Source organism: Serratia sp. CY52157 (assembly GCF_052168495.1).
In the GTDB taxonomy this organism is placed as follows: Bacteria; Pseudomonadota; Gammaproteobacteria; order Enterobacterales; family Enterobacteriaceae; genus Serratia; species Serratia ureilytica.
This window is the reverse complement of the sequence record NZ_JBJNMO010000001.1, coordinates 1,332,650-1,355,570: the sequence shown is the minus strand read 5'-3', so window position 1 is coordinate 1,355,570 and position 22,921 is coordinate 1,332,650. Positions and strand designations below refer to the sequence as shown.

General features: G+C 59.5%; 24 protein-coding genes. 16 read left to right on the top strand and 8 right to left on the bottom strand.

All coding sequences use genetic code 11. The features are described from left to right. Window positions 1-59: 59 nt before the first annotated feature. A complete protein-coding gene (locus ACJ8IP_RS06500; protein ID WP_170853560.1) occupies window positions 60-992 on the bottom strand; it encodes a LysR family transcriptional regulator in 933 nt (310 codons plus the stop codon). 97 nt (window positions 993-1,089) lie between these two features. Between ACJ8IP_RS06500 and pcp the strand changes: the two genes are divergently transcribed. Further along, complete coding sequence (gene pcp, locus ACJ8IP_RS06495; protein WP_442524334.1) at window positions 1,090-1,737, top strand: pyroglutamyl-peptidase I; 648 nt, start codon at window positions 1,090-1,092, stop codon at window positions 1,735-1,737. 35 nt (window positions 1,738-1,772) lie between these two features. On the opposite strand, the gene ACJ8IP_RS06490 is transcribed toward pcp, so the two are convergent. The 3 genes from ACJ8IP_RS06490 to ydgT form a co-directional block, all read right to left on the bottom strand. Then, window positions 1,773-2,804 carry an NADP-dependent oxidoreductase gene (locus ACJ8IP_RS06490; protein ID WP_164106751.1) on the bottom strand — a complete coding sequence of 344 codons (1,032 nt, stop codon included), beginning with the start codon at window positions 2,802-2,804 and terminating at the stop codon, window positions 1,773-1,775. Window positions 2,805-2,889: 85 nt separating this feature from the next. Then, entirely contained in the window at window positions 2,890-3,309 is a 420-nt protein-coding gene (gene uspC, locus ACJ8IP_RS06485) for a universal stress protein UspC (protein WP_033650858.1), read from the bottom strand. Between the two features lie 197 nt (window positions 3,310-3,506). Further along, a complete protein-coding gene (gene ydgT, locus ACJ8IP_RS06480) occupies window positions 3,507-3,722 on the bottom strand; it encodes a transcription modulator YdgT (RefSeq protein WP_004934895.1) in 216 nt (71 codons plus the stop codon). A gap of 1,359 nt (window positions 3,723-5,081) precedes the next feature. On the opposite strand from ydgT, the gene flhD reads away from it, so the two are divergent. The 15 genes from flhD (at window position 5,082) to ACJ8IP_RS06405 (ending at window position 21,120) form a co-directional block, all read left to right on the top strand. After that, on the top strand, window positions 5,082-5,432 hold the full coding sequence (gene flhD / locus ACJ8IP_RS06475; RefSeq protein ID WP_033643537.1) for a flagellar transcriptional regulator FlhD: 351 nt from the start codon (window positions 5,082-5,084) through the stop codon (window positions 5,430-5,432). After that, the gene (gene flhC / locus ACJ8IP_RS06470) at window positions 5,432-6,016 is read left to right on the top strand and encodes a flagellar transcriptional regulator FlhC (RefSeq protein ID WP_016927281.1); all 585 of its coding nucleotides are present in this window, start codon (window positions 5,432-5,434) and stop codon (window positions 6,014-6,016) included. Before flhD ends, flhC begins: the two co-directional genes overlap by 1 nt. Before the next feature lie 145 nt (window positions 6,017-6,161). Beyond that, complete coding sequence (gene motA, locus ACJ8IP_RS06465) at window positions 6,162-7,052, top strand: flagellar motor stator protein MotA (RefSeq protein WP_047025446.1); 891 nt, start codon at window positions 6,162-6,164, stop codon at window positions 7,050-7,052. Next, on the top strand, window positions 7,049-8,113 hold the full coding sequence (gene motB / locus ACJ8IP_RS06460) for a flagellar motor protein MotB (protein WP_164106754.1): 1,065 nt from the start codon (window positions 7,049-7,051) through the stop codon (window positions 8,111-8,113). Before motA ends, motB begins: the two co-directional genes overlap by 4 nt. Next, window positions 8,110-10,131 (top strand): chemotaxis protein CheA, encoded by a 2,022-nt coding sequence (cheA, locus tag ACJ8IP_RS06455; RefSeq protein WP_046896583.1) that lies wholly within the window; start codon window positions 8,110-8,112, stop codon window positions 10,129-10,131. Before motB ends, cheA begins: the two co-directional genes overlap by 4 nt. Before the next feature lie 32 nt (window positions 10,132-10,163). Beyond that, window positions 10,164-10,664 (top strand): chemotaxis protein CheW, encoded by a 501-nt coding sequence (gene cheW, locus ACJ8IP_RS06450; protein ID WP_025303271.1) that lies wholly within the window; start codon window positions 10,164-10,166, stop codon window positions 10,662-10,664. A 195-nt stretch (window positions 10,665-10,859) separates the two neighbouring features. Beyond that, entirely contained in the window at window positions 10,860-12,530 is a 1,671-nt protein-coding gene (gene tsr, locus ACJ8IP_RS06445; RefSeq protein ID WP_033643534.1) for a methyl-accepting chemotaxis protein, read from the top strand. Between the two features lie 75 nt (window positions 12,531-12,605). Beyond that, window positions 12,606-14,222, top strand: coding sequence for a methyl-accepting chemotaxis protein (locus ACJ8IP_RS06440; protein ID WP_033650861.1), 1,617 nt, complete (start codon window positions 12,606-12,608; stop codon window positions 14,220-14,222). Window positions 14,223-14,259: 37 nt separating this feature from the next. Beyond that, window positions 14,260-15,132 carry a protein-glutamate O-methyltransferase CheR gene (gene cheR, locus ACJ8IP_RS06435; RefSeq protein WP_025159837.1) on the top strand — a complete coding sequence of 291 codons (873 nt, stop codon included), beginning with the start codon at window positions 14,260-14,262 and terminating at the stop codon, window positions 15,130-15,132. After that, the gene (locus ACJ8IP_RS06430; protein ID WP_033643532.1) at window positions 15,132-16,181 is read left to right on the top strand and encodes a protein-glutamate methylesterase/protein-glutamine glutaminase; all 1,050 of its coding nucleotides are present in this window, start codon (window positions 15,132-15,134) and stop codon (window positions 16,179-16,181) included. The genes cheR and ACJ8IP_RS06430 overlap by 1 nt, the downstream gene beginning before the upstream one ends. A 102-nt stretch (window positions 16,182-16,283) precedes the next feature. Next, window positions 16,284-16,673 (top strand): chemotaxis response regulator CheY, encoded by a 390-nt coding sequence (gene cheY, locus ACJ8IP_RS06425; RefSeq protein WP_004934862.1) that lies wholly within the window; start codon window positions 16,284-16,286, stop codon window positions 16,671-16,673. A 10-nt stretch (window positions 16,674-16,683) separates the two neighbouring features. Beyond that, window positions 16,684-17,328, top strand: a complete 645-nt coding sequence (gene cheZ, locus ACJ8IP_RS06420) for a protein phosphatase CheZ (protein ID WP_004934858.1) — start codon at window positions 16,684-16,686, stop codon at window positions 17,326-17,328. A 165-nt stretch (window positions 17,329-17,493) separates the two neighbouring features. After that, on the top strand, window positions 17,494-18,645 hold the full coding sequence (gene flhB, locus ACJ8IP_RS06415; protein ID WP_033640021.1) for a flagellar biosynthesis protein FlhB: 1,152 nt from the start codon (window positions 17,494-17,496) through the stop codon (window positions 18,643-18,645). Next, window positions 18,638-20,716, top strand: coding sequence for a flagellar biosynthesis protein FlhA (gene flhA, locus ACJ8IP_RS06410; protein ID WP_033643531.1), 2,079 nt, complete (start codon window positions 18,638-18,640; stop codon window positions 20,714-20,716). The genes flhB and flhA overlap by 8 nt, the downstream gene beginning before the upstream one ends. Next, window positions 20,716-21,120: a flagellar protein FlhE gene (locus ACJ8IP_RS06405; protein ID WP_033643530.1), complete on the top strand. Its 405-nt coding sequence runs from the start codon at window positions 20,716-20,718 to the stop codon at window positions 21,118-21,120. Before flhA ends, ACJ8IP_RS06405 begins: the two co-directional genes overlap by 1 nt. Before the next feature lie 2 nt (window positions 21,121-21,122). Here the strand turns inward: ACJ8IP_RS06405 and ACJ8IP_RS06400 are convergent, their stop codons facing one another. From ACJ8IP_RS06400 to flgM, 4 genes are all read right to left on the bottom strand, one after another. Continuing rightward, window positions 21,123-21,425, bottom strand: a complete 303-nt coding sequence (locus ACJ8IP_RS06400; protein WP_015378258.1) for a helix-turn-helix domain-containing protein — start codon at window positions 21,423-21,425, stop codon at window positions 21,123-21,125. Then, complete coding sequence (locus ACJ8IP_RS06395) at window positions 21,418-21,834, bottom strand: type II toxin-antitoxin system RelE/ParE family toxin (RefSeq protein WP_164106756.1); 417 nt, start codon at window positions 21,832-21,834, stop codon at window positions 21,418-21,420. The genes ACJ8IP_RS06400 and ACJ8IP_RS06395 overlap by 8 nt, the downstream gene beginning before the upstream one ends. A gap of 187 nt (window positions 21,835-22,021) precedes the next feature. Next, the gene (locus ACJ8IP_RS06390; RefSeq protein ID WP_033650863.1) at window positions 22,022-22,456 is read right to left on the bottom strand and encodes a flagella synthesis protein FlgN; all 435 of its coding nucleotides are present in this window, start codon (window positions 22,454-22,456) and stop codon (window positions 22,022-22,024) included. A 40-nt stretch (window positions 22,457-22,496) separates the two neighbouring features. Next, window positions 22,497-22,808: a flagellar biosynthesis anti-sigma factor FlgM gene (flgM, locus tag ACJ8IP_RS06385; protein WP_004934832.1), complete on the bottom strand. Its 312-nt coding sequence runs from the start codon at window positions 22,806-22,808 to the stop codon at window positions 22,497-22,499. Window positions 22,809-22,921 lie beyond the last annotated feature (113 nt).

The following is a 22,921-nucleotide window of genomic DNA, read 5'->3' as shown; positions in this document are numbered from 1 at the left end:
CCGCGGTGCGGGCCTCCGACGGTGAGTCTGAATGGTTGATAAAGCAGCAATTGATGCGGTTAGCGCGGAAGGGGATCGAGGGAAATCCGGCTTATCAGGTCACAGAGCCAGATTAAGGCCGGGTCGCGTTGCGCCTGTCGGCCGGCGATCAGCTCAATGGGGAAAGGCGCGATGGCCAACTCCTCAGGCAGCGGGAGAAAGCGTACGCGTTGCGGATCGGAAAAACGCCGGGCCACGCTGGCGGCCAGGGTGGCGATCAGATCGCTGTCGGCGACCACCGCCGGCAGGGCGACAATGTGTGAAAAGGTCACGGCGACGCGCCGCTGGCCGCCGATTTCCGCCAGACGGCGGTCGACCAAGCCTCTGGCAGAGCCGTCGTCAGCCGGCGCGTACAGCCCGTGCGGCAGGCTGAGGTAGCGGGCCAGATCCCAGCGGCCATCCGCCAATTGCGGGTGTGAACGGCTGGCGATACAGACCAGATGCTCTTCAAACAACGTGCGCACATAGTGACTTTCCGCCCCGGAAAGATGCCCTCCCAGCGCGACATCCACCTCCCCGCTATCCAACTGACGGTAAATATTGCGGCGATCCAGACGCGAAACGCGAATATCGATGCCGGGGGCCGCCTGACGCAAACGGCTGATGATGGCGGGCAGCAGCAAGATATCCGCATAGTCGCCGGCGGCCAGCGTAAAACGCCGTTGCCCGGCGGTGGCCGGATCGAAACGAGCAGGGGGCGCCAGCGCGAGATGGATTTGCTCAAGCACCCGCTGTATCTGCGGCATAAGCTGGTGGGCGCGCGGCGTGGGCGCCATGCCGCCGCCGCTGCGGACAAACAGCGGATCGTTGAGCAGAATGCGCAGTCGCGCCAATGCATTGCTGACGGAAGGTTGCGCGCGGTTAAGACGCCGGCCTGCGGCGGTGACGTTACGAGTCTGATACAGCGCTTCAAACACCACCAGTAAATTGAGATCGACGTTGGCTAAATTCATTTTATGAATACTCTATATAAAGATAATCCATTTCCAGAATCTTACAGCGTTCCCTAGGCTGGTAGCACACGTATTTAGCTTTCAATCAGGGGAAATGATGAACAAAGTGTTAATCACCGGCATTGAGCCGTTCGAGGGTGACGCGGTGAACCCTTCCTGGCAGGTCGCGCAGGCATTGGCCGGAGAGCGTATCGCCGGCGCGGAGATCGCGGTGCTTGAGTTGCCGTGCGTATTGGGCGTGGCCAACCAGCAGCTGATCGCGGCGATTGAGGCATTGCAGCCGCTGGCGGTGATCTGTCTGGGGCTGGCCGGCGGCCGAGCCGAAATATCCCTGGAACGGGTAGCCATCAATTTGATCGATGCCCGCATTCCCGACAATGCCGGTAAACAGCCGATTGATGTGCCGGTGGTTGCCGGCGGGCCGGTGGGCTATTTCAGTACGCTGCCCGTCAAGGCCGCGGTGCAGCAACTGCGCCGGCAGGGGATCCCGGCGAGCGTTTCTTACACGGCGGGCACCTATAACTGCAACCATATTTTTTATGGTCTGCGTCACTATCTGGAGACGCGGCATTCGCGGGCCAGGGGCGGATTCGTGCACATTCCGTACAGCCATGAACTGGCGGCGGCGCATCCGGGCAAGCCGAGTATGGCGCTGGCGACGATGGTGGAAGCGGTGCGCACTCTCGTGCAGGTGACGCTCACGGTAGAGGAGGATGTGCAATTCGGCGACGGTGCCGTGCATTGACAAGCAGGGCGTGGCGCGCCACGCCCTGATGCGCGTTATTCGTCAGCGACGCGGATCACCAGTTTGCCGAAGTTTTTGCCCTGCAGCAGGCCGATAAAGGCCTGCGGCGCCTGCTCCAGTCCATCGACGATGTCCTCGCGGAACTTGATCTTTCCTTGCTCGACCCAACTGCTCATCTGTTGCAGGAATTCATCAAAGCGTGAACCGTAATCGTCGAAGATGATAAAGCCCTGCATGCGGATACGTTTACGTAAGATCAGCCCTTCCAGCAACGGTAAGCGGTCCGGCCCGGCGGGTAACCCGGTGGCATTGTAATGGGCGATGATGCCGCAGACCGGAATGCGCGCTTTGGCGTTCAACAGCGGCAACACGGCGTCGAATACGGCGCCGCCGACGTTCTCATAATAGATGTCGATGCCCTGCGGACAGGCGGCGGCCAGCTGTTCGGCAAAGTCGGGGTCACGGTGATCGATACAGGCGTCGAAACCCAACTCTTCCACCACATAGCGGCATTTGTCCGCACCGCCGGCAACGCCGACGACGCGGCAGCCTTTCAGTTTGCCGATTTGGCCGACCACTGAACCGACCGCGCCGCTGGCGGCGGCGACCACCAGCGTTTCACCCGCCTGCGGTTGGCCGATATCGAGCAACCCCATGTAAGCGGTAAAACCGGGCATGCCCAGCACGCCGAGCAGGCGGGAAGGGTGCGGCAAGTGTGGGCCGAGATTGCGCAGGCCGCTGCCGTCGGACAGCGCGTAATCCTGCCAACCGTCATAGCCCAATACCCAATCGCCGACGTTGAAATCGGGATGCTGTGAGGCCGCCACGCGAGAGACCGTTCCGCCCACCATGACCTGACCGATTTCCACCGGCGGCGCGTAGGAGGGTGCATCGCTCATGCGTCCGCGCATATAAGGATCCAACGACAGATATACGGTGCGCAGCAGCAGCTGGCCGGCCTCGGGTTGTGGCACGGCGACCGTGTCGAGGCGGAAATTCGCCGCCGTCGGTTCGCCGTGCGGACGCGAGGCCAGCAGAAAGCGGCGGTTCTGTTGAGAAGGGGACATCGAAAGCTCCTTTGTGTTGCGACAAACAAGGTTCGTTAAGCCTAGTCCAGGGGCGCCAAGGCAACGTTACCGAATGTGCTTAGCCTCAGAGCGGAACGATCAGCACGTCGATATGGCTGATGTTGATGAAGCGGGCGGCGGAACAGGAGACTTTGTTCATCATGCTGTCGCGGTGATTGCCGCAGAGCAGCAGGTCGAACGGCTGACGGCGGCTGGCGAATTCCAGGCTGTCGCCAAGCTCGCCATGCACGATAAGGGTATCGGCGATCGGGTAGCCGGCGCGTTGGCGCAGTTCCTCCATAAACAGCCGGGTTTCCTCTTCCATCAGCGTGCGCAAATCGGCCAGCATCGGCCCGGCGAAATTATTGTACATTTCCGGATTGGCGAGGGTGCTTAACAGGGTGATGTTGCCGCCGTAGGGGCGGACGATAGAGACGGCCTTTTCCACCAGGCGATGGCTGTCAGGCGCGACGGCGACGGTAACCAGAACGTTTTGATACCCCATATTCCACTCCTTGTTGCATCCGTCGTGTTTCAGGCTGCCGCGTCGGGGCCTTGGATGAAATGCTGCGCTCGGATAAAGGGGAGAACCTGGCGGGGGGAATAAATGTGTTTCGCATCACGCGCGGCAATAAAAGCTGAGTTTGCTCCGGTTATATAGCAATAAAAGATAAAACCGTTGCCGCACGTAATTTCACTGAATTAAAGCACCTGCGCCCACAGCGTTTTCGGCACCTTGCCCAGATCGAACAATTTACCGGCAACCAGCTCGGCGCGACGGTGGTCGGCAGCGCGGTACATATTGCTCATTTCTGTATCGTTTTCAATGGAATAGTTCAGTTTGTCGTACACCTTCTCCAGGCTGTCCAAAGAGGAGCATTTACGGAATGTCAGCAGATATTCGAGCGTATCGGTCATGATTAAAATATAGCCTGTTAATAGTTAAAGCCGGGTGAATAACACATAGCGGCTCACGGCGACGCCGTCGAGGCAGCGATGTACGACCTGACAAAAATCATTTCAAGTGAATAAATTGCACTGGGTAATAATGTGACGCCGCCCGTGGCGGCGCTGGGATAAATCATAATATGCAAGTGCGCCATCAGCAATCTCATCCTGCTGATAAATGAAGAAATAGGGAAAGTCTCAGGGCGATGCGTCACGAACGAGAAGCTTAAGCGTCGACGTTTCCGCTGCGTGCAAGCGCGCGAAGCCGCGCTCGCTCTCCTTTGGCGGCGTTTTTTTTCACCTGTCCGGAGGGCGGTCGCAGCACGAGGCGATGTATGTTGCCGCTGTCGGCATTGAAACTGCGCCTGTTTGGCCTGCGCGATTATGGCAAGTAAAACAAAACTGCGTTTTATTTTATTGCAATGAAACGATGGGGCGCGGGAATTTTAATAACGTCTGGAACGGCGTGGTAATTAATGCGCCGGCAAAAAAAGAAATAAAAAAACGCTAAAGCTTTAGGATGTGCTGCCGATATGTCGTTTTGGGGCAATTTAACGTTAAAAAACCATTCTTGCGCCGCGCTAATACGGAAACATATCGTTACGTCTATTGGCTTGTTCACTACGCCAGCGAATCATTGATAAGCCATAATCACCTGATGTTGAAAATTAGAACAACCCTCTGCGGAGGGTTTAAGTCAAATCCGATAGCTAATAACCTTATAGTTTACATTGGTTATTTTTCACCTCGGATATTTTTTAGCGGCTCAAATGGTTATTTATACTAAGATTGTTGCCTATATGCAGATTTTTGTTCTGTTATTTTGGTTTGGTGATGGTTTTGTTCGAATTGATCTAAAAAAGATAATTTTTTGGCTGATAAACATTGTTTTTAAGACGTTTTTTTACCTAAGGCGATTTTGTGAGCAAAATGCGGGTCATAAAATGTGCGAATTTAGGGGTATTTGGCTTAATTATTTTTTATTTTTGTGATCTATGTCACATTGTATTTAAAATTGCCTCTCACTTACATTGTGTGTGCTAATGGTTCGGGGGTAGAGTTGCGCTGCTTTAGGAATAATCTTATTAAATTTGTAAAAATAGTTTCATGGTGACTAAACACTATCGAAGCAGAATGCTGTACATCCATACACGTTGGTTTACGCTCGTAGCAAATACTGAACAGTGGTCGAATTTAGCGATTGGCGAAAATTATAGCAGTCGTTTTTGAGAGATTAATTTGCCAACTTTGGGAAACAACCCAGGTCACGGGCGATAAAATTTATCACCCAGCGTATGTTTTTAAACATAGTCTGTCGGGATGGGGAATATGGGTACGTCTGAATTACTTAAGCATATTTATGACATCAATTTGTCATATTTACTTTTAGCACAGCGTTTGATCAACGATGAAAAAGCGTCCGCGATGTTCCGCCTTGGTATTGATGAGACCATGGCCGATGCGTTGGCGCAGCTGACTTTGCCGCAAATGGTCAAACTGGCCGAGACCAACCAGCTGGTTTGCCACTTCCGCTTTAACGATCACCAGACCATCGAACGCCTGACCAAAGAGTCGCGCGTCGACGATCTGCAACAAATCCATACCGGCATTTTGCTATCAAGCCATTTACTGCAAGAGCTATCGAGTAAAGACGCTAGCCCGACGAAGAAAAGAGCCTGATGATGGTTGAGAAAAGCATTGTTCAAGAAGCCAAGGACATTCAGCTCGCCATGGAGCTGATTTCGCTGGGGGCCCGTTTGCAGATGCTGGAGAGTGAAACCCAGCTCAGCCGCGGGCGCTTGATTAAACTTTACAAGGAGTTGCGCGGCAGCCCGCCGCCAAAAGGAATGTTGCCGTTCTCAACCGACTGGTTTATGACCTGGGAACAGAATATTCATTCCTCGATGTTTTATAACGCCTACCTGTTTCTGATGAAAAGCGGACAGTGCAGCGGGGTGGAAGCGGTGATCAAAGCCTATCGCCTCTACCTGGAGCAGTGCCCGCAGCAGGCCGGCGAGGCGCCGTTGCTGGCGTTGACCCGCGCCTGGACGCTGGTGCGCTTCGTCGACAGCGGCATGTTGCAGCTCTCCGCCTGCAGCTGCTGCGGCGGCGCATTTATCACCCACGCGCACCAGCCGCTGAACGGTTTCATCTGCAGTTTATGCCAACCCCCATCCCGCGCCGTAAAAAGACGTAAACTTTCGCCGCAACTGGCCGATATTATTCCTCAACTGCTGGACGAGCAGGTCAAACGCGCCATTTGAGCCGCCACGTTGCCGGCTCTCGGCAATGAATACCGACGTGTGATACGCAGGGGCGGCATGCCGCCCCCAGACATGCAGCCTGGTCTGTCGCGCCAGGGCGCGTTTGCCCCACCTTCCATCCACATTGTTAATTTAAGGAATGCGTGTGCTAGTTATTTTGGGTTATCTCGTGGTATTGGGTGCGGTGTTTGGCGGCTACCTGATCGTGGGCGGTCATCTCGGTGCGCTCTATCAGCCGGCGGAGTTTCTGATTATCGGCGGGGCGGGGGTCGGCGCTTTCATCGTCGGCAACAACGGCAAGGCGATCAAAGCGACGCTGCGCGCCCTGCCGCGCCTGATGCGCCGTTCCAAATACAACAAAGATCTGTATATGGATCTGATGGCGTTGCTGTTCCGTCTGCTGGCCAAATCGCGTCAGCAGGGCATGCTGTCGCTCGAGTTCGATATCGATAATCCGCAAGAAAGTGAAATTTTCTCTAATTATCCGCGCATCCTTGCCGATAACACCCTGGTGGAGTTCATTACCGACTATTTACGGCTGATGGTGAGCGGCAATATGAATGCGTTCGAGATCGAAGCTCTGATGGACGAAGAGATCGAAACCTACGAGCAGGAAAGCGAAGTGCCCGCCGGCAGTCTGGCGATGGTGGGCGACTCCTTGCCGGCGTTCGGCATCGTCGCGGCGGTGATGGGGGTGGTGCACGCCCTGGCTTCGGCTGACCGTCCGGCCGCTGAACTGGGCGCGCTGATCGCTAACGCCATGGTCGGTACTTTCCTCGGCATTTTGTTGGCCTACGGGTTCATCTCGCCGCTGGCGACGTTGCTGCGTCAGAAGAGCGCCGAAAACGTCAAGATGATGCAGTGCATCAAAGTCACGCTGTTGTCGAGCCTGAACGGTTACGCGCCGCAGATCGCGGTCGAGTTCGGCCGTAAAACGCTGTATACCACCGAACGTCCTTCTTTCGTTGAGCTGGAAGAACACGTGCGCCGCGTGAAAGCGCCGGCGCAGCAGGTGACGGAAGAAGAAGAAGCATGAAACAGAATCATCCGGTCGTTTTGGTCAGAAAGCGCAAGTCGCATCATGCCGCCCATCACGGCGGCTCCTGGAAGATCGCTTATGCCGACTTTATGACGGCGATGATGGCGTTCTTCCTGGTGATGTGGCTGCTGGCGATCGCCAGCCCGCAGGAGCTGACGCAAATCGCCGAATACTTCCGCACGCCGCTCAAGGTTGCCCTGACCAGCGGCGACAAGAGCAGTTCCGAAAGCAGCCCCATTCCTGGCGGCGGCGACGATCCAACGCAACAGCATGGCCTGGTGAAAAAACAGGTCGATTCGCCGGACTCGCGCGCCGAAGAGCTGCGCCTGAACAAGCTGCGCGAAAAGCTGGATGAGTTGATTGAGTCCGATCCGCGCCTGAAGGCGCTGCGTCCACATCTGTTGATCAACATGATGGACGAAGGGCTGCGCATCCAGATTATCGATAGCCAGAACCGGCCGATGTTCAAAACCGGCAGCGCGCAGGTCGAGAGCTACATGCGCGATATTCTGCGCGCGATAGCGCCGATCCTTAACGACTTGCCGAACAAAATCAGCCTGTCCGGCCACACCGATGACATCCCTTACGCCACCGGCGAACGCGGCTACAGCAACTGGGAACTGTCGGCCGATCGCGCCAACGCGTCGCGTCGCGAGCTGATCGCCGGCGGCCTGGCGGAAGGCAAAGTGCTGCGGGTGGTAGGCATGGCGGCCACCATGAGCCTGAAACAGCATGGCGCCGATGATGCGATTAACCGCCGCATCACCGTGCTGGTGTTGAACAAGCAAACGCAAGAGGGCATCGAGCACGAAAATGCCGAAAGCAACGCGCTGGATATTGCCCAGCCGGACAGCCTGAAGCAGCTGGCGCCGTCGGCGACCGCGCCAGCCAGCCAAACGCCGGAATCCTCGACGACAGCCCCGGAACCCGCGGCGCCAACGCCGAACGCTCCACCGCAGGCGTCCCCGGCGATAGCCCCGGCCGACCAGGCGTCGGAACCACCGGCGGCCGCACCCGCACCGACTAACCGCGACTCACAGCCAGAGGTGACCCCGTGAGCATGGACATTAGCGATTTTTATCAGACCTTCTTTGATGAGGCGGACGAGTTGCTGGCCGACATGGAGCAACACCTGCTGGAGCTGGATCCGCTGGCCCCCGATATCGAGCCGTTGAACGCCATCTTCCGCGCGGCGCATTCGATCAAGGGCGGCGCGGCGACCTTTGGTTTTTCGGTGCTGCAGGAAACCACCCACCTGCTGGAGAACCTGCTGGACGGTGCAAGACGCCAGGAAATGAGCCTGAGCACCGAGATTATCAACCTGTTTCTGGAAACCAAAGACATTATGCAGGAGCAACTGGACGCCTATAAAACCTCGCAACAGCCTGACGCTGAAAGCTTTGAATACATTTGCCAGGCGCTGCGTCAGCTGGCGTTGGAAGCGCAACAGCAGCAGGAGGCGCCTGCGGCTCAACCCGCCGTTCAGCAGCCGGTCGCTCAGCCATCGGCCGCGCCGGCGGCGATCGAAGGCGGCATGCGCATCAGCCTGAACGGGCTGAAAGCCAGTGAAATCCCCTTGATGTTGGAAGAGCTGGGCAACCTCGGCGAAGTTAAAGACCCGCATCAGACGGAACACAGCCTCGACGTGACGTTGCTCACCTCCGCCAGCGAAGACGACATCAGCGCCGTGCTGTGCTTCGTGCTGGAACCGGAACAAATCAGCTTCTCGACGCCGACGCAAAGCGCGCCGGCCGTCGCGGAGGCGAACTTGCCGGAGACGGTCGCTGCGCCGGAACCGGCGCCAGCGCCGATCGCCAGCGCTGCGCCGCCTGCCGCCAAACCGGCGGCCGCAGCGGCGGAAGCGCCGAAAGCGCGCGCCAAGGCGAGCGAATCCACCAGCATTCGCGTAGCGGTGGAAAAGGTGGATCAACTGATCAACCTGGTGGGCGAGCTGGTGATCACCCAGTCGATGCTGGCGCAACGTTCCGGCACGCTGGATCCAGTGAACCACGGCGATCTGCTGAACAGCATGAGCCAGCTGGAGCGTAACGCACGCGATCTCCAGGAGTCGGTGATGTCGATCCGCATGATGCCGATGGAATACGTCTTCAGCCGCTACCCGCGTCTGGTGCGCGATCTGGCCGGCAAGCTGAACAAACAGGTGGAGCTGACGCTGCAGGGCAGCTCGACCGAACTGGATAAGAGCCTGATCGAACGGATTATCGACCCGTTGACGCACCTGGTGCGCAACAGCCTCGATCACGGTATCGAAGAGCCGGCTACCCGCATCGCCGCCGGTAAATCGGCGGTGGGCAATCTGGTGCTGTCGGCCGAACACCAGGGTGGCAACATCTGTATTGAGGTCATCGACGACGGCGCCGGTCTGAACCGCGAAAAAATTCTCGCCAAGGCCGCTTCGCAAGGGCTGGCGGTGAGCGACAGCATGAGCGACGAAGAGGTCGGCATGCTGATCTTCGCGCCGGGCTTCTCCACCGCCGAGCAGGTGACCGACGTTTCCGGCCGCGGCGTCGGCATGGACGTGGTGAAAAGAAATATTCAGGAGATGGGCGGCCACGTCGAGATCCGTTCGCAGGCCGGTAAAGGCACCACCATCCGCATTCTGCTGCCGTTGACGCTGGCGATCCTCGACGGCATGTCGGTCAAAGTGAACGACGAAGTCTTTATTCTGCCGCTGAACGCGGTGATGGAATCGCTGCAGCCGCAGGCGGAGGATTTGCATCCGTTGGCCGGCGGCGAGCGCGTGCTGCAGGTGCGCGGCGAATACCTGCCGCTGGTGGAACTGTATCGGGTATTCGAAGTGGAAGGCGCCAAAACCGACGCCACCCAGGGCATCGTCGTCATCCTGCAAAGCGCCGGCCGCCGCTATGCGTTGCTGGTGGATCAGCTGATTGGCCAGCATCAGGTGGTGGTGAAGAATCTGGAAAGCAACTACCGCAAAGTGCCGGGCATTTCCGCCGCGACCATTTTGGGCGACGGCAGCGTGGCCTTGATCGTCGATGTCTCGGCGTTGCAAACCTTGAACCGTGAAAAGCGTCTGACGGACGCCGCCGCATAATAATGAGTTTATTGATTTAAAAGGTGAATGATATGGCAGGATTGGCAGCCGTCAGCAAATTGGCTGGCGAAACGGTAGGGCAAGAGTTTCTGATTTTTACCCTGGGCAACGAGGAGTACGGCATTGACATCCTCAAGGTGCAGGAAATTCGCGGCTACGATCAGGTGACCCGCATCGCCAACACCCCGGCGTTCATCAAGGGCGTCACCAACCTGCGCGGCGTGATTGTTCCCATCATCGATCTGCGGGTGAAATTCTCCCAGCAGAGCGTTTCCTATGATGAGAACACCGTGGTGATCGTGTTGAACTTTGGCCAGCGCGTGGTGGGCATCGTGGTTGACGGCGTCTCCGACGTGCTGTCATTGACCGCCGAGCAGATCCGTCCGGCGCCGGAGTTCGCGGTGACCCTGGCGACCGAATACCTCACCGGCCTCGGTTCGCTGGGCGAGCGCATGTTGATTCTGGTGGATATCGAAAAGCTGCTGAGCAGCGAAGAGATGTCGCTGGTCGACAGCGTGGCGAAAAGCGTCTGATCCAAGACTCAAGGGGGCAGGGCGCTGCCCCCTTCAACCTTCACGTTCCCTGACCTGTCGCGATGCCGCCCGCCGCGCCCGGAACCCCCACTAAAAATAGTTACTTTCCCGCATAAAGTTTTGCCGCGCTGCGCCGATAACTCTCACATTCAACGTCATCAGAGCCTGTCTGCGCGGGCTTCAACAAGGGAAATCATGTTAAATCGTATGAAGGTGGTCACCAGCCTGTTGCTGGTGTTGGTGCTGTTTGGCGCCTTGCAGTTGATTTCGGGCGGACTCTTTTTCTCCTCGCTGAAAAGCGATAAGGAAAACTTTACCGTCCTGCAAACTATTCGTCAGCAGCAGCTGCAGCTGAGCGAAAGCCGCGTTGACCTGCTGCAGGCGCGCAACTCCCTGAACCGTGCCGGTATTCGCTACATGATGGATACCAACAAGATCGGCAGCGGCGCCACCATTGATGAACTGCTGGCCAAGGCGAAGGAAGAGCTGGGCGAAGCGGAAAGACACTACGCCGCGTACGAGAAAATCCCTCAGGACCCGCGTCAGGATCCTCAGGCGGCGGAACGCCTCAAGCATCAGTACGATGTGCTGTACGGCGCGCTCTCCGAGCTGATCCAACTGCTGGGCGAAGGCAAAATCAACGCGTTCTTCGATCAACCTACGCAGAGTTACCAGGACAACTTTGAGCAGAGCTACAACGTTTACCTGGAGCAAAACGGCAAGCTGTACCAAATCGCGGTCGACGGCAGCAACAGCTCCTACAACTCGGCCATCTGGACGCTGATCGTGATCCTGGTGGTGGTGCTGGCGGTGATCGTACTGGTCTGGACCGGTATCCATCACATCCTGGTGCGTCCGCTGAACCGCATGATCGAGCACATCAAACAGATCGCCGCCGGCGACCTGACTCAGCAGATCGTCGTCAACAGCCGCAACGAAATGGGCGTGCTGGCGGCCAGCCTGAAACACATGCAAGGCGAACTGATTGAAACCGTCAGCGGCGTGCGCCAGGGCGCAGACGCCATCTACAGCGGCGCGTCCGAAATCGCCGCGGGCAACAACGATCTCTCTTCCCGCACCGAGCAGCAGGCCGCGTCGTTGGAAGAGACCGCCGCCAGCATGGAACAGCTGACCGCGACGGTGAAACAGAACGCCGAAAACGCGCGTCAGGCTTCGCAACTGGCGCTGAGCGCCTCTGAAACCGCGCAGAAAGGCGGTAAGGTCGTGGCTAACGTAGTGCAGACCATGCATGACATCGCCGGCAGCTCGCAGAAGATCGCCGATATCACCGGCGTGATCGACGGCATTGCCTTCCAGACCAACATCCTGGCGCTGAACGCCGCGGTGGAAGCGGCGCGCGCCGGCGAACAGGGCCGTGGCTTCGCGGTGGTGGCCGGTGAAGTGCGTAACCTGGCGCAGCGCAGCGCACAGGCGGCGAAAGAGATCAAAGGCCTGATCGAAGATTCGGTCAGCCGCGTCGATATGGGTTCCGTGCTGGTCGAGAGCGCCGGGGAAACCATGGGCGACATCGTCAACGCCGTCACCCGCGTGACCGACATCATGGGCGAAATCGCCTCGGCGTCGGACGAGCAGAGCCGCGGCATCGATCAGGTTGGCCAGGCGGTGGCGGAAATGGACCGCGTCACCCAGCAGAACGCCTCGTTGGTGGAAGAATCCGCCTCGGCGGCGGCGGCGCTGGAAGAACAGGCCAGCATGCTGACCCAGTCGGTAGCGGTATTCCGTCTGAGGCAGGAAGGCCAGGAAGAATTTAAAGCGCCTGTCACCAGCAAGGCGACGGTAACACCGGTAATCAATCATAAGAAAATGAACGCCAGCGATCTGCAGGATAACTGGGAAACGTTCTGACCGGTATCGGGCCTCTCTCGCAGAGGCCCTTTTCCCTACGTAGGCCGGTCGCCGGCCGGCTGCAAGGAGGTTCAAGTGTTTAACCGAATCCGTATCTCTACCAGCTTATTCCTGTTGTTGATGACCTTCTGCATTCTGCAGTTGGCCAGCAGCGGCCTGTCGTATTCCGCGTTTCGCTCCGATAACCACAACCTCGACATCATCACCCTCGGCAGCCAGCAGCGCGATTCGCTTAGCCTGAGCTGGGTGTCGCTGTTGCAGGCGCGCAATACGCTGAACCGCGCCGGCACCCGCGCGGCCCTGAAACTGCCGCAGGAGCAGGTGAACGAGCTGATGAGCAACGCCCGCAGTTCGCTGCAGAAGGCCGATCTCTATTTCAATCAGTTTATGGCGGTTGAACGCAGCAGTGAACAGCAGAACCAGCAGACGGCCACCACCAAGGCCAGCTACGAGCGGCTGCGCGGCGCGCTGCGCGAGCTGATCGGCTTCCTGGAAAAGGGCGAGCTGCAGGCGTTTATGGATCAGCCGACGCAGAAAACCCAGGACCTGTTCGAGGCCGACTTCGTGCAGTACCTACAGTTGGTGAACGGTGACATCAGCGAGGCCAGAGACGCTAATCAGTTCTCCTTCACGCTGGCGGGCCTGATGCTGGCGGGGGCGGTATTGATGCTGATCGTGGTGACCGGCAGCGCCATGTGGTGGTTGCGCACCATGCTGATACAGCCGCTGAACCAAATCCGCAGCCACTTTGAACGCATCGCCGCCGGCGATCTGGCGACGCCGATTCAGGTGTACGGCCGTAATGAAATCAGCATGCTGTTCGCCAGCCTGCAACGCACGCAGCAGTCGCTGATCGGCACCGTCGGCGCGGTGCGCGACGGGGCGGAGTCGATTCTGATCGGCCTGCAGGAGATCGCCGAAGGCAACAACGATCTCTCTTCCCGCACCGAGCAGCAGGCCGCGTCGCTGGAAGAAACCGCCGCCAGCATGGAACAGCTGACCGCGACGGTGAAACAGAACGCCGACAATGCGCGGCAGGCGTCTCAGCTGGCGCGTGATGCCTCGGCCACCGCGGCCAAGGGCGGCGAACTGGCCGGTGACGTGGTCACCACCATGCACGATATCGCCAACAGTTCGCAGAAAATCGGCGCCATCACCAGCGTGATCGACGGCATCGCCTTCCAGACCAACATTCTGGCGCTCAATGCGGCGGTGGAAGCGGCGCGCGCCGGCGAACAGGGGCGGGGTTTCGCGGTGGTGGCCGGTGAAGTGCGCAATCTGGCGAGCCGCAGCGCGCAGGCGGCGAAAGAGATCAAGGTGCTGATCGACGAATCGGTCAGCCGCGTCAAACACGGCTCGGTGCTGGTGGAAAACTCCGGCGCCACCATGCAGGACATTGTGCGTTCGGTAACTCGCGTGACCGACATCATGGGCGAGATCGCGTCGGCTTCGGATGAACAAAGCCGCGGCATCGAACAGGTGACGCAGGCGGTGACCCAGATGGACCAGGTTACCCAGCAGAACGCCGCGCTGGTGGAAGAATCCGCTTCTGCCGCCACCGCGCTGGAAGAGCAGGCCATTACCCTGGCCGACGCGGTCGCGGTATTCCGTCTGGCGGACGATAACGTCGTCGCGCCAGGTAACAGCAACAACGCAGTTTCACCCGTGGTAAAGGAAGCCCAAGATTGTTAAACCGCATAAACAGCACGTTTTTCTCCGGTGAGGCGGCATGAAACAGGCGCCATCTACTTCTAACCGGGATACTGCGTCGATGTTGACGCAAATGGTGCAGCGCCTGCCGCTGTCGGACGTGCATTTTCGCCGTATCAGCCAGTTGATTTATCAACGCGCCGGCATCGTGCTGGCGGAGCATAAGCGCGAGATGGTTTACAACCGCCTGGTGCGCCGGTTGCGGCTGCTGGGATTGCACGATTTCGGCGACTATCTGGCGCTGCTGGAAAGCGATCCGAACAGCGCGGAGTGGCAGGCGTTCATCAACGCATTGACCACCAACCTGACGGCATTTTTCCGCGAGGCGCATCACTTCCCGATCCTGGCGGAGCATGCGCGCTCGCGGCCGAACGGCTACAGCGTCTGGAGCACTGCGGCCTCGACCGGCGAAGAGCCGTATTCGATCGCCATCACGCTGAGCGATGCCCTGGGGCAGCGGGCCGGCAGTTGCCAGGTCTGGGCTAGCGACATCGACACGCAGGTGTTGGAAAAAGCGGAAGCGGGCGTTTACCGCCAGGAAGATCTGCGCACCCTGACGCCGACCCAAATGCAGCGCTATTTTTTGCGCGGCACCGGGCCGCATCAGGGGCTGGTGCGCGTGCGGCCGGAACTGGCGGCGCGGGTGAACTTCCAGCCGTTGAACCTGCTGGCGCCGGAATGGGCGCTGCCGGGGCAATTTGACGCCATTTTTTGCCGCAACGTCATGATCTATTTCGATAAGGCGACGCAGGAGCGCATCCTGCGCCGCTTCGTTCCCTTACTTAAGCCGGGGGGGCTGATGTTCGCCGGCCACTCCGAGAATTTCAGCCAGATCAGCCGGGATTTCTACTTGCGTGGGCAGACCGTGTATGGGCTGACCAAGGAGAGGTAATGAGTAAAATCAGAGTGTTATGCGTAGACGATTCGGCACTGATGCGTCAGCTGATGACGGAAATCGTGAACGGCCATCCCGACATGGAAATGGTGGCGACCGCGCCGGATCCGCTGGTGGCGCGCGATCTGATCAAAAAATTTAATCCTCAGGTGCTGACGCTGGACGTCGAGATGCCACGCATGGACGGGCTGGATTTCCTCGAGAAGCTGATGCGCCTGCGGCCGATGCCAGTAGTGATGGTTTCTTCGCTGACCGGTAAAGGCTCGGAGATCACGCTGCGTGCGCTGGAGCTGGGCGCGGTGGATTTCGTCACCAAACCGCAGCTCGGCATTCGCGAGGGCATGTTGGCCTACAGCGAACTGATCGCCGAGAAGATCCGCACCGCCGCCAGAGCGCGGCTGCCGCAGCGATCCAGCAGCCCGGCGCCGGCGATCCTCAGCCATGCGCCGCTGCTGAGCAGTGAAAAACTGATCGCCATCGGCGCTTCCACCGGCGGCACCGAAGCGATCCGCCAGGTGTTGCAGCCGCTGCCGGCTACCAGTCCGGCGCTGCTGATCACCCAGCACATGCCGCCGGGGTTCACCCGTTCGTTCGCCGAACGGCTGAACAAGCTGTGCCAGATCACGGTGAAAGAAGCGGAGGACGGCGAGCGCGTACTGCCGGGCCACGCTTACATCGCCCCGGGGGATCGCCACCTGGAGCTGGCGCGCAGCGGCGCCAACTATCAGGTGAAGCTGCATGACGGCCCGGCGGTCAACCGCCATCGTCCGTCGGTCGACGTGCTGTTCCGCTCGGTAGCGCAATATGCCGGCCGCAATGCGGTGGGGGTGATCCTCACCGGCATGGGGAACGACGGGGCGGCGGGGATGCTGGAGATGCACCGCGCCGGGGCCTATACCCTGGCGCAGAACGAGGCGAGCTGTGTAGTGTTCGGCATGCCGCGCGAGGCGATCGCCGGCGGCGGCGTGAGCGAAGTGGTCGAGTTGGACAGGATGAGCCAGCGCATGCTGGCGCAGATTTCCGGCGGCCAGGCATTGCGCATTTGATTTCAGTCCGCAGGGTTTGCCCGGCGGCGATATGACCTACGGTCGCCGCGCGGCGGCCTGCGGTTTTGCATCATTAAACGGTTAACTATTTCAGGAGTAACAATGGCAGACAAGAACCTCAGATTTCTGGTTGTGGACGACTTCTCCACCATGCGCCGCATCGTCAGAAATTTGCTGAAAGAGCTGGGCTTCAACAACGTCGAAGAAGCTGAAGACGGCGCGGATGCGCTGAACAAGCTGCGCGCCGGCGGTTTCGACTTCGTGGTGTCCGACTGGAACATGCCGAACATGGACGGGCTCGAACTGTTGCAGACCATCCGCGCCGATAGCGCGCTGGCCGCGATGCCGGTACTGATGGTGACGGCGGAAGCCAAGAAAGAAAATATCATCGCGGCGGCGCAGGCCGGCGCCAGCGGTTATGTGGTGAAACCTTTTACGGCGGCGACGCTGGAAGAAAAGCTCAACAAGATTTTTGAAAAATTGGGCATGTAAGGAGAGGGCGATGAGAGACATTCCAATGCCTGCCAGCGATGCAGCGACCGCGGGAGAGATCATCTCCCGCATCGGCCAACTGACCCGAATGCTGCGCGACAGCATGCGCGAACTGGGGCTCGATCAGGCGATTGCCCAGGCGGCAGAGGCGATCCCGGATGCGCGCGACCGTCTTGACTATGTCGTAACCATGACGGCGCAGGCGGCGGAACGGGCGTTGAACTGCGTGGAGGCGGCGCAACCGCGCCAGGCGGAGCTGGAGTCCGGCGCCAACGCGTTGAAAGGACGCTGGGACGAGTGGTTCGCCAATCCCATCGAACTGGACGACGCGCGTTCTCTGGTCAACGACACGCGTCAGTATCTGGATCAGGTGCCGGGCCATACGGCCTTCACCAACGCTCAGCTGCTGGAAATCATGATGGCGCAGGACTTCCAGGATCTGACCGGTCAGGTGATCAAGCGCATGATGGACGTGGTGCAGGAGATCGAAAAGCAGCTGCTGATGGTGCTGATGGAAAACATGCCGGAGCAGCCGGTGAAGGAAAAACGGCCGAACGACAGCCTGCTGAACGGCCCGCAGCTCGACCAGAACGGCGTCGGCGTGATCGCCAACCAGGCGCAGGTCGACGATCTGCTCGACAGCCTCGGTTTCTGAGGCCTTTCGGGGCGCGCGACGGCGCGCCCCGACAACAAGCCACGTCGTTTTGGTCTCATCCCCTAAATAACCCGCCTTTTTCCCCGTTGTTCCGCCAATGACATCGCCAATTTTTTGGCATGCTGACCGCCATTCTTTACCCTCCCGACACAGGAACGGCGTTTCGTGGCTGAAGACAGCGATCTGGAAAAAAGCGAGGCCCCCACGCCCCACAGGCTGGAGAAGGCGCGTGAAGACGGCCAGATCCCGCGCTCCCGCGAGCTGACCTCGGTACTGATGCTGCTCTCGGGCCTGGCGATCATCCTGATGTCCGGCAGCAACATGGCGCAACAGCTGGCGGCGATGCTCACGCAAGGACTGAACTTTGACCACGGCATGGTCAGTAACGACAAGCAGATGCTTCGCCAACTGGGCATGTTGCTGCGTCAGGCGGTGCTGGCGCTGCTGCCGATCATGGCGGGGCTGGTGCTGGTAGCGCTCGCCGCGCCAATGCTGTTGGGGGGCATCTTGTTCAGCGGCAAGTCGATCAAGTTCGATATGAAGCGGCTAAACCCCCTGTCCGGGTTGAAACGCATCTTTTCCAGCCAGGTGTTGGCCGAGCTGCTGAAAGGGATCCTGAAAGCGACGTTGGTCGGCTGGGTCACCGGTCTTTATCTGTGGCACAACTGGGCGGCGATGCTGCATCTGATGACCCAGCAGCCGCTCGATGCGCTGGGCAATGCGCTGCAGATGATCCTGTTCTGCGGTTTTCTGGTGGTGCTGGGGCTGACGCCGATGGTGGCGTTCGACGTGTTCTACCAGCTGTGGAGCCACTTCAAAAAGCTGAAGATGACCAAGCAGGATATTCGCGACGAATTCAAGGATCAGGAAGGGGACCCGCACGTCAAGGGGCGCATTCGCCAGCAGCAGCGGGCGATCGCCCGGCGCCGCATGATGGCCGATGTGCCCAAGGCGGACGTGATCGTCACCAACCCGACGCACTACGCCGTCGCGTTGCAGTACAACGACAAAAAAATGAGTGCGCCGAAAGTGCTGGCCAAAGGGGCCGGCGAAATCGCCTTGCGCATTCGCGAGCTCGGCGCGGAGCACCGCATTCCGATGCTGGAGGCGCCGCCGCTGGCGCGCGCGCTGTATCGGCACAGCGAGATTGGACAACACATTCCGGCCACCCTGTATGCCGCGGTCGCCGAAGTGCTGGCCTGGGTGTACCAACTGCGCCGCTGGCGGCGCGAGGGCGGCCTGATCCCGAAAAAACCTGAACGTTTACCGGTGCCGGAAGCACTGGATTTTGCGAGAGAGAGTGACTCTGATGGCTAATTTGGCCTCCCTGCTTCGTTTGCCGGGCAATTTTAAAGATACGCAGTGGCAGGTGCTGGCCGGCCCGGTGCTGATCCTGCTGATTTTGTCGATGATGGTGTTGCCGCTGCCGGCGTTTATCCTCGACCTGCTGTTTACCTTCAACATCGCGCTGTCGATCATGGTGCTGCTGGTGGCGATGTTCACCCAGCGTACGCTCGAGTTCGCCGCTTTCCCGACCATCCTGCTGTTCTCCACATTGCTGCGTTTGTCGCTCAACGTCGCCTCGACGCGCATCATCTTGCTGGAAGGCCACACCGGTTCCGCCGCCGCCGGGCGCGTGGTGGAAGCCTTCGGCCACTTCCTGGTGGGCGGCAACTTCGCCATCGGCATCGTGGTGTTCATCATCCTGGTGCTGATCAACTTTATGGTAATTACCAAAGGTGCAGGGCGTATCGCCGAAGTGGGCGCGCGCTTCGTGCTGGACGGCATGCCGGGCAAACAGATGGCGATCGACGCCGATTTGAACGCCGGATTGATTGGTGAAGACGAAGCGAAGAAACGCCGCGCCGAAGTGACCCAGGAGGCCGATTTTTACGGCTCGATGGACGGCGCCAGTAAATTCGTGCGCGGCGACGCCATCGCCGGCCTGATGATCATGGTGCTGAACGTGGTCGGCGGCCTGCTGGTCGGCGTGGTGCAACACGGCATGGAACTGGGGGCGGCGGCGGAAAGCTATACGCTGCTGACCATCGGTGACGGCCTGGTGGCGCAGATCCCGGCATTGGTGATCTCCACCGCCGCCGGTGTCATCGTCACTCGCGTCGCGACCGATCAGGATGTCGGCGAGCAGATGGTGGGCCAGCTGTTCAACAATCCGCGCGTGATGCTGCTGAGTGCCGGGGTGCTGGGCCTGCTGGGCCTGGTGCCGGGCATGCCGAACCTGGTGTTCCTGCTGTTTACCGCGGCTCTGCTGGGCCTCGCCTGGTGGCTGCGCGGCCGTGAACAACAGGCGCCGAAAACGGTGGAAGATCCGGTGATGCCGGAGAATCCGCAGGCCGCCGAGGCCAGCTGGGCCGACGTGCAGTTGGAAGATCCGCTGGGGATGGAAGTGGGCTACCGGTTGATTCCGATGGTCGATTTTCAACAGAACGGCGAGCTGCTTGGGCGTATCCGCGGGATCCGCAAGAAATTCGCCCAGGACATGGGTTATCTGCCGCCGGTGGTGCACATTCGCGACAACCTGGAACTGCCGCCAGCCAGCTATCGCATCCTGATGAAAGGCGTCGAGATCGGCAGCGGTGAAGCGCAGCCGGGCCGCTGGCTGGCGATCAACCCCGGCAATGCCGTGGGCGAGCTGGCGGGAGACAAAACCGTCGATCCCGCCTTCGGACTGGAAGCGGTGTGGATAGACAGCGCCTTGCGCGAACAGGCGCAAATCCAGGGCTTTACCGTGGTGGAAGCCAGCACCGTGGTGGCGACGCACCTCAATCACCTGATTGGCCAGTTCGCCAGCGAGCTGTTCGGCCGCCAGGAGACCCAACAGCTGTTGGATCGCGTGTCGCAGGAGATGCCGAAGCTGACCGAAGACTTCGTGCCGGGCGTAGTGTCACTGACGACGCTGCACAAGGTGCTGCAAAATCTGCTCGCCGAGCGCGTGTCCATCCGCGATATGCGCACCATCGTCGAAACGCTGGCGGAACATGCCCCGGCGCAGAGCGATCCTTACGAATTGACCACCGTGGTGCGGGTGGCGCTGGGCCGGGCGATCACGCAGCAGTGGTTCCCGGGCAACGGCGAGATTCAGGTTATCGGCTTGGATACCCAGCTGGAGCGCCTGTTGCTGCAGGCGTTGCAGGGCGGAGGCGGTCTGGAGCCGGGGCTGGCTGACCGTCTGCTGGAGCAGGCGCGTCAGGCGCTGCAACGGCAAGAGATGCTCAGCGCGCCGCCGGTGCTGTTGGTTAACCATGCGCTGCGTCCTTTACTGGCGCGCTTCCTGCGTCGCAGCCTGCCGCAGCTCGTGGTGCTGTCCAACCTGGAGATCAACGACGATCGCCAGATTCGCATGACCTCGACCATTGGAGCCGCCTGATGAAACGCTGTCTGTCCTTGTTGTGTTTGCTGGCGCCGCTAGCCGCCGGCGCGGTGTCCGGCTCCTGGGTGGCTGAAGGGGCGGGGGTCACGCTGGAACAGGGCGGGATGCGCGATGAATCCGCCGGTTTGCGGCCGCCGAACGCGCTGCCGGATGCCAATGCGCGCATCACCAGCGTCAGCTGGCGCTACCGTTTGCTGGGGCCAGAGCCCGTGGGGCTGCAGGCCCAGCTTTGCACGGTAAACCGCTGCATTCCGCTCGGCGGCGGCAGCGGCAGCAGCATCGGTCTGCAGGGCGAGCCGGCCAATGCGGAATTGCGCTTTGTCTATTACGTGCAGTCGCAAGGCGGGCTGAATCCGCCGCTGCGGGTGATTGGCAATCAGGTGATCGTCAATTATCAGTAAGATCAGGCCAGTATTTGCAGGCCGTTGCGTTCCACCAGCGTCAGCAGTTTCATCGCGGCGGAGTTCGGTTGTGCTTCGCCGCGCTCCCATTTCTGTACCGCCTTTTTGCTGACGTTGAGATACAGCGCAAACACCGGCTGACTGACGTTTTCCCGTTCGCGCAGCGCGCGGATCTCGGCCGGCCCGAACTGCTTCACCGGCCGCAGGCACAGCATGTCGAAGGTACGCATGGTCACGTCGTCGACGAAACCAGCGCGGTGCAGGCCCTGAACTTCCTGGTGGATCTCGGCAAGAATTTTACTCATCGCTTAGCCTCCGTAACTCCCTGTTGTTGACCAGCTGGTAGAGTCTGAATGGCGAATAATCCAGATACAGCGCAGCCAGATGTTTCAATCCCTGTAACTCATCCGCACTGATGTTTTCTCTCTCGCTTTTGGCAAAGCCGCGCATAAAAAACAGGCGGTCTTCATCGCGAAAAACGATCAGTACCCGATAGCTGCCACGTTTGCCCGCACCAGCCCGAGCGATGCGCTTTTTGTATACGCAACCGCCAAGATTGGCGTCGTACAGCTGATGTTGCATCTCTCGCGCCGCTTTCACTATCCTGGCGTCGCTAATGCGCTCGCGTGCGGCAAAACCCTGAAAGGTTTTGGTGAGATAATGTCGACCATTCGCTCTCCCTGCGAATCTATACCCGTTAAGGGTATATTTCAAGTGGTTTAAAAATAACCACAGGGTGACAAGCGGCCAAAGGGAAAGAAACAGCCAAATTCACGCCATGCGCAGCCTGGCGCAAAGTCTTAAGTGAATTCAAAGAGTGATAGGGAGAAAATGCGACGGGATGCGCAGAAGCCGGTTAACGCATGCCCGGTGATAGGCTCACCGGGCGAAATGAGTCAGGTCAGACGCCGATTTTTCTGCCGAGCAGGCTGCCGGCGTGCGACTGGCCGTCCGGGCCATACAGCGATTTGTTGTTTTTGCTGAGGATGGCCAGCGCCTGAGCGTTATGGTCGATCTGCTGATTGAGCAGCAGGCCGTTGTGCTGGTTCTTTTCGCGCAGCGTTTGGCTGAGCAATTGAACGCGCTGCCAACGGTCGGCCAGGGGGGCGTGGCTGGCATAGGGCGCGCGTTGCCCGCAGGTTTTTTCCTGCCCCAGGCGCTGTTGCTCGAGGTAGGCGACCGTCGCCAGCAGTTGGCTTTTGGCATCGGTTACGCGCTGCAAGGCCACGCCCGGCAGCTGGCCGGAGCATAACAGATCGTGCTCTTCTTCCAGCACGCCATTGAGCGCCTGCAGCGTTTCCAACAGTTTGTCCAGCAGTTGTGCCAGCTTTTCCATAGTGATGACTTATCCTTTACCGCTACCCGCCGCCGCGTTGTCAGTCGCGTCCGGCGATCCATTGAACATCGCTCTGCGCGTCTTGCAGCAGTGCGTCGGCGATTTTGCCGGCGTCCATCTTCAGTTCACCGTTGCGGATCGCCTGCTTGATGGCCTCGACCCGGCCCATATCGATATCCTGGGTGCCCGGCTGCATCAGGCGCGCCTGCGCCTCGCTCAGTTTGACCTGCGTACCGCTGACGGCGGTTTCGGCCACGGCGGCCTTACGCGGCTGGAGCGGGTTGTCGGCCGGGGTTTCACGCGGTTGCACAGTGGAAACCGGCTGTAACCGCTGGGTGCGATCGATACTCATGGTCCATCTCCGTTTACGCCGTGACCGCACTCGGGCGACGACGCTGCAATGAAAGTGTTGCGGCCCTGATGGCCAATAAAATGCTGCTTGATTTGTCTTATCGGCAAGGTTTG

Excerpts from the sequence above, each read along its gene's own strand:
- ACJ8IP_RS06500 (WP_170853560.1), bottom strand. The coding sequence starts at position 992 with ATGAATTTAGCCAACGTCGATCTCAATTTACTGGTGGTGTTTGAAGCG.
- pcp (WP_442524334.1), top strand. The coding sequence starts at position 1,090 with ATGAACAAAGTGTTAATCACCGGCATTGAGCCGTTCGAGGGTGACGCG.
- ACJ8IP_RS06490 (WP_164106751.1), bottom strand. The coding sequence starts at position 2,804 with ATGTCCCCTTCTCAACAGAACCGCCGCTTTCTGCTGGCCTCGCGTCCG.
- uspC (WP_033650858.1), bottom strand. The coding sequence starts at position 3,309 with ATGGGGTATCAAAACGTTCTGGTTACCGTCGCCGTCGCGCCTGACAGC.
- ydgT (WP_004934895.1), bottom strand. The coding sequence starts at position 3,722 with ATGACCGATACGCTCGAATATCTGCTGACATTCCGTAAATGCTCCTCT.
- flhD (WP_033643537.1), top strand. The coding sequence starts at position 5,082 with ATGGGTACGTCTGAATTACTTAAGCATATTTATGACATCAATTTGTCA.
- flhC (WP_016927281.1), top strand. The coding sequence starts at position 5,432 with ATGATGGTTGAGAAAAGCATTGTTCAAGAAGCCAAGGACATTCAGCTC.
- motB (WP_164106754.1), top strand. The coding sequence starts at position 7,049 with ATGAAACAGAATCATCCGGTCGTTTTGGTCAGAAAGCGCAAGTCGCAT.
- cheW (WP_025303271.1), top strand. The coding sequence starts at position 10,164 with ATGGCAGGATTGGCAGCCGTCAGCAAATTGGCTGGCGAAACGGTAGGG.
- tsr (WP_033643534.1), top strand. The coding sequence starts at position 10,860 with ATGTTAAATCGTATGAAGGTGGTCACCAGCCTGTTGCTGGTGTTGGTG.
- cheR (WP_025159837.1), top strand. The coding sequence starts at position 14,260 with ATGAAACAGGCGCCATCTACTTCTAACCGGGATACTGCGTCGATGTTG.
- ACJ8IP_RS06430 (WP_033643532.1), top strand. The coding sequence starts at position 15,132 with ATGAGTAAAATCAGAGTGTTATGCGTAGACGATTCGGCACTGATGCGT.
- cheY (WP_004934862.1), top strand. The coding sequence starts at position 16,284 with ATGGCAGACAAGAACCTCAGATTTCTGGTTGTGGACGACTTCTCCACC.
- cheZ (WP_004934858.1), top strand. The coding sequence starts at position 16,684 with ATGAGAGACATTCCAATGCCTGCCAGCGATGCAGCGACCGCGGGAGAG.
- flhA (WP_033643531.1), top strand. The coding sequence starts at position 18,638 with ATGGCTAATTTGGCCTCCCTGCTTCGTTTGCCGGGCAATTTTAAAGAT.
- ACJ8IP_RS06405 (WP_033643530.1), top strand. The coding sequence starts at position 20,716 with ATGAAACGCTGTCTGTCCTTGTTGTGTTTGCTGGCGCCGCTAGCCGCC.
- ACJ8IP_RS06400 (WP_015378258.1), bottom strand. The coding sequence starts at position 21,425 with ATGAGTAAAATTCTTGCCGAGATCCACCAGGAAGTTCAGGGCCTGCAC.
- ACJ8IP_RS06390 (WP_033650863.1), bottom strand. The coding sequence starts at position 22,456 with ATGGAAAAGCTGGCACAACTGCTGGACAAACTGTTGGAAACGCTGCAG.
- flgM (WP_004934832.1), bottom strand. The coding sequence starts at position 22,808 with ATGAGTATCGATCGCACCCAGCGGTTACAGCCGGTTTCCACTGTGCAA.